We start from the raw sequence: 3,856 nt of genomic DNA on the forward strand, positions 1-3,856 counted from the left end.
CGCGGGTGTTCTCCGGCTGCCGTCCGGGCGGCTCGTGCGCGGGCGGGGGCTGCGCGATCCGCTGCCCGCGGGCCCGGCGCCCGGCTTCGGCGTCTACCTGCTCGGCAAGGAGCCCGGACCCTTTCCCTGGGAGCACACCTGGCTGCGCTGGCCCGACTTCCGGCTGCCCGGCGACCGCGCGCGGGCGCGGGAGGTGCTGCGCGAGGTCTGGGCGCGCGCGGCGGCCGAGCGGGTCGAGGTGGCCTGCGGCGGCGGGCGCGGGCGGACCGGGACCGCCCTCGCCTGCGTCGCCGTCCTCGACGGTGTCCCCGCGGCCGAGGCCGTGGCCTACGTACGGCGGAACTACGACCGGCGCGCGGTGGAGACGCCGTGGCAGCGGCGGTACGTGGCGCGCTTCGCGGGCTGACGGCTCACCCGGCGGCGGACCGCACGCTCCGTGGCCCGGTGATGACCGACGTCAGCCGGTGCACGTCGCGCGCCGTCCCCGTCACGCCGGACAGGAAGCCCTGCGCGCGCGGCGACGCCGTCTCCGTGAGCCAGCCGGGGTCGATGTCGCAGACCGCCACCTTCACCTCCGTACCGGCGAGGGCGAGGGGCAGGGTGTGGACCACCGTCGAGGGGAAGCTGAGGATCGTGCGGCCGATGGGGCCGCGGCGCGCGATCAGCTCAAGGGGCAGATCGGGGCGGACGACCTGGAGGCCCGTCTCGACCGCGAGGCGGTGGAGCTTCTCGGCGCTCTCGCGGCGGTGGGCGAAGTAGCGCGCGGCGTTGTGGGTGCGGGCGAGGGCGCGGACCGCGTCCACGTACCGGTCGGGGTCGACCACGCCCGTCTCCACCAGGGACGTGCCGACCAGGTCGGCGCCCCGGGTGATGCGGGGCGGCCCGAAGCGTTCGCGGGTCCAGGCGAAGGCGTTGACGGAGACCGTCACCCCCTCCGGCGCCGCGTCGATCGGCATCGCGGAGAAGACCTCCACGGCCCGCGCGCCGCCCGGCGTGAGGCGCCGCCGCGCCGAGGCCGAGACCGGGGCGAAGAGCAGGTCGCGGGGGCCGGGCCGGCCGCCCTTGCGGTGCCAGCGCACGAGGCGCTCGCCGCGCGCGAGCTGGGAGATGAACTCCATGGTGGCGGTGCCGTCGTCGACCACGACCAGGGAGCGGGCCCGGGTGATGGTGAGGAGGAGCTGTACGTAGCGGGAGAACGGGTCGCCTATGACGATCCGTCCGGCCGCGCGCAGCGGGCCCGCGAGGCCGCCGATGGTCTGGAAGGGCGCGCCCGCGCCGCCGCGCGCCTCCTCCCAGCGGACCTCGACGCCCTCGTCGCGCGCGAGCTGCGCCATCCGGCGCAACTGGCCGCGCGTCATCGGGTCGTTGGGTGAGAGGACGACGACGGTGAGGCCCCCGGCCGGTCCCGTCGCGCCCGCGGCGTGCGCCCACTCCAGGACGTTGAGGAGCTGGACGGGGCTCTCCACGAAGGCGAGTGTGGTGAGCGGGGGTGGTGCCGCGGGGTCGGCGGTGCGGCCGGCTCGGGGGCTCATCGTCGTCTGTCCGTCTCCGGTTGAGGCGGGGCTCAGACCGCGACCGGCTCGGCCGGCGCGGACTCCTGCTCGGCCACGACGCCCGCGACGCGGCGCAGCTTCTTCATGGGGCCGAGCTCCGACTCGTAGACCTTCTTGACGCCGTCACCGAGGGAGGCCTCGATGGTGCGGATGTCGCGGACGAGGCGGGTGAGGCCCTGCGGCTCGACGGAGGCGGCCTGGTCGGAGCCCCACATGGCGCGGTCGAGGGTGATGTGGCGCTCGACGAAGGTGGCGCCGAGGGCGACGGCGGCGAGCGTCGTCTGCAGGCCCGTCTCGTGGCCGGAGTAGCCGATCGGGACGTTGGGGTACTCGGCCTGGAGGGTGTTGATCACGCGGAGGTTGAGCTCCTCCGCCTGCGCCGGGTACGTCGACGTGGCGTGGCACATCAGGATGTTGTCCGAGCCGAGCACCTCGACCGCGTGGCGGATCTGCTTCGGGGTCGACATGCCGGTGGAGAGGATGATCGTGCGGCCCGTGGCGCGCAGGGCGCGCAGCAGCTCGTCGTCGGTGAGCGAGGCGGAGGCGACCTTGTGGGCGGGCAGGTCGAACTTCTCCAGGAAGGCGACGGCCTCGGTGTCCCACGGGGAGGCGAACCAGTCGATGCCGCGCTTGGCGCAGTGCTCGCTGATGGCCTGGTACTCGGACTCGCCGAACTCCACGCGGTGGCGGTAGTCGATGTACGTCATGCGGCCCCAGGGGGTGTCGCGCTCGATGTCCCACTGGTCGCGCGGGGTGCAGATCTCCGGGGTGCGCTTCTGGAACTTCACCGCGTCGCAGCCGGCGTCGGCGGCCACGTCGATCAGCGCGAACGCGTTCTCCAGGTCGCCGTTGTGGTTGATGCCGATCTCGCCGGTGATGTACACGGGCTGACCGGGACCGGCCGTCTTCGAACCGAACTGACGCAGACGGGAGTTGGCGCCGATGGAGGTGATGTTGCTCATGGCAGGAACAGTCCTTAACTGTGGAGGGAATCGAGAGAGGGGCCGAGGATCCAGGTGGCGATCTCTCGGATCGCGCCTTCACCGCCGGGGGTGGTGGTGACCGCGCGGGCCGCGCCGCGCACGACGTCGTGGGCGCTGGCGACCGCCACCGGCCAGCCGACGAGGGCCAGGCAGGGGAGGTCGTTGACGTCGTTGCCGACGTAGAGCACGCGCTCGGGCGCGATGCCCTGTTCCTCGCACCACTGCTTCAGTGCGAGGTCTTTCCGGTCGATGCCGTGCAGCACGGGGAGCTTCAGCTTCCTGGCGCGTGCGGCGACGACCGGGTTCTGTTCCGTGGACAGGATCAGCAGCGGGATGCCCGCGTCACGCAGGGCCGCGATGCCGAGACCGTCTCCGCGGTGCACGGAGACGTATTCGCGTCCTTCGGAGTCGATCAGCACCCGGTCATCGGTCTGGGTGCCGTCGAAGTCGAGGATGACCGCGTCGATGTCGGCGGCGGTCGGGAGGGCGCCCGCGTCTTCGGGGCGGTCCGCGTCGAAGAGCGGGGCGAGCGCGCGGGCGCGGGCGAGGTCGTGCGGGTCGTCGACCTCGAGGACCCGGGCGGGGTCGGTGCGGACCGGCTCGGTGTGCCCGAAGAAGCGGTGCTTGTGGGTGCGGAAGCCCGCCGCGTCCATCGCGTAGGCGGCGCCGGTCTCCAGGAGGTCCTGGGGGCGGTCCTGCCTGCGGGGGCGGAAGGACTTGTCGTGGTTGACGCCGTAGCCGCCGCGGGTGCGGGTGGCGTTGGCGAGGGTCGCGGTGCCGCCGACGGTGCCGGTGCGCTGGGCGGGCACGTCGGCGCCCTCGGAGGCGTCGTCGGCCGCGTCGCGCCAGATGAAGCCGTGGAAGGGCGCGACCGTGACGGCGGTGTCCGCGCCGTTCTCCACGACGGCCGACGCCACCCCGTCGATGTCCTCGCGGGTCAGGAAGGGGCTGGTGCACTGCACGAGCAGGACGGCGTCCATCGGGGCGCCGTGCAGCGCCTCGTGGGCGTCCATGGCGTGCAGGACCGCGGCCTCGCTGGTGGCGGTGTCCCCGGCGATGGCGGCGGGGCGCAGGACGACTTCGGCACCGGCGGCGCGGGCCGTCTCGGCGATGACGTGGTCGTCGGTGGAGACGACGACGTCGGTGACGAGCCGCGCGGCGAGGCACTCGCGGATGGCGCGGCCCACCAGGGGCACGCCGCCGACCGGGGCGAGGTTCTTGGCGGGTACGCCCTTGGAGCCGCCGCGGGCGGGGATGACGGCGAGGACGCGGTGGTCCGGCGTGCTCGCGTGGCCGGGGTGGGGCATGGGGGCTCCTCGG

4 protein-coding genes are annotated in these 3,856 nt (G+C 74.1%); 1 reads left to right on the forward strand and 3 read right to left on the reverse strand.

Going from position 1 to position 3,856, the window contains the following annotated elements:
- Positions 1-406: protein-tyrosine phosphatase family protein (locus AB8Z36_RS34130; RefSeq protein WP_369217268.1), on the forward strand; the 406-nt coding region annotated here is incomplete at its 5' end.
- A 4-nt stretch (positions 407-410) separates the two neighbouring features.
- Here the strand turns inward: AB8Z36_RS34130 and AB8Z36_RS34135 are convergent.
- From AB8Z36_RS34135 to AB8Z36_RS34145, 3 genes are read right to left on the reverse strand one after another with little or no spacing between them, the layout of a single operon-like run.
- On the reverse strand, positions 411-1,532 hold the full coding sequence (locus tag AB8Z36_RS34135) for a hypothetical protein (RefSeq protein ID WP_369217269.1): 1,122 nt from the start codon (positions 1,530-1,532) through the stop codon (positions 411-413).
- Positions 1,533-1,564: 32 nt separating this feature from the next.
- A complete protein-coding gene (locus AB8Z36_RS34140) occupies positions 1,565-2,515 on the reverse strand; it encodes an N-acetylneuraminate synthase family protein (RefSeq protein ID WP_369217270.1) in 951 nt (316 codons plus the stop codon).
- Between the two features lie 14 nt (positions 2,516-2,529).
- Entirely contained in the window at positions 2,530-3,843 is a 1,314-nt protein-coding gene (locus AB8Z36_RS34145) for a cytidylyltransferase domain-containing protein (RefSeq protein ID WP_369217271.1), read from the reverse strand.
- Between the last annotated feature and the right edge of the window lie 13 nt (positions 3,844-3,856).

This window comes from Streptomyces flavofungini, from assembly GCF_041028215.1.
In the GTDB taxonomy this organism is placed as follows: Bacteria; Actinomycetota; Actinomycetes; order Streptomycetales; family Streptomycetaceae; genus Streptomyces; species Streptomyces flavofungini_B.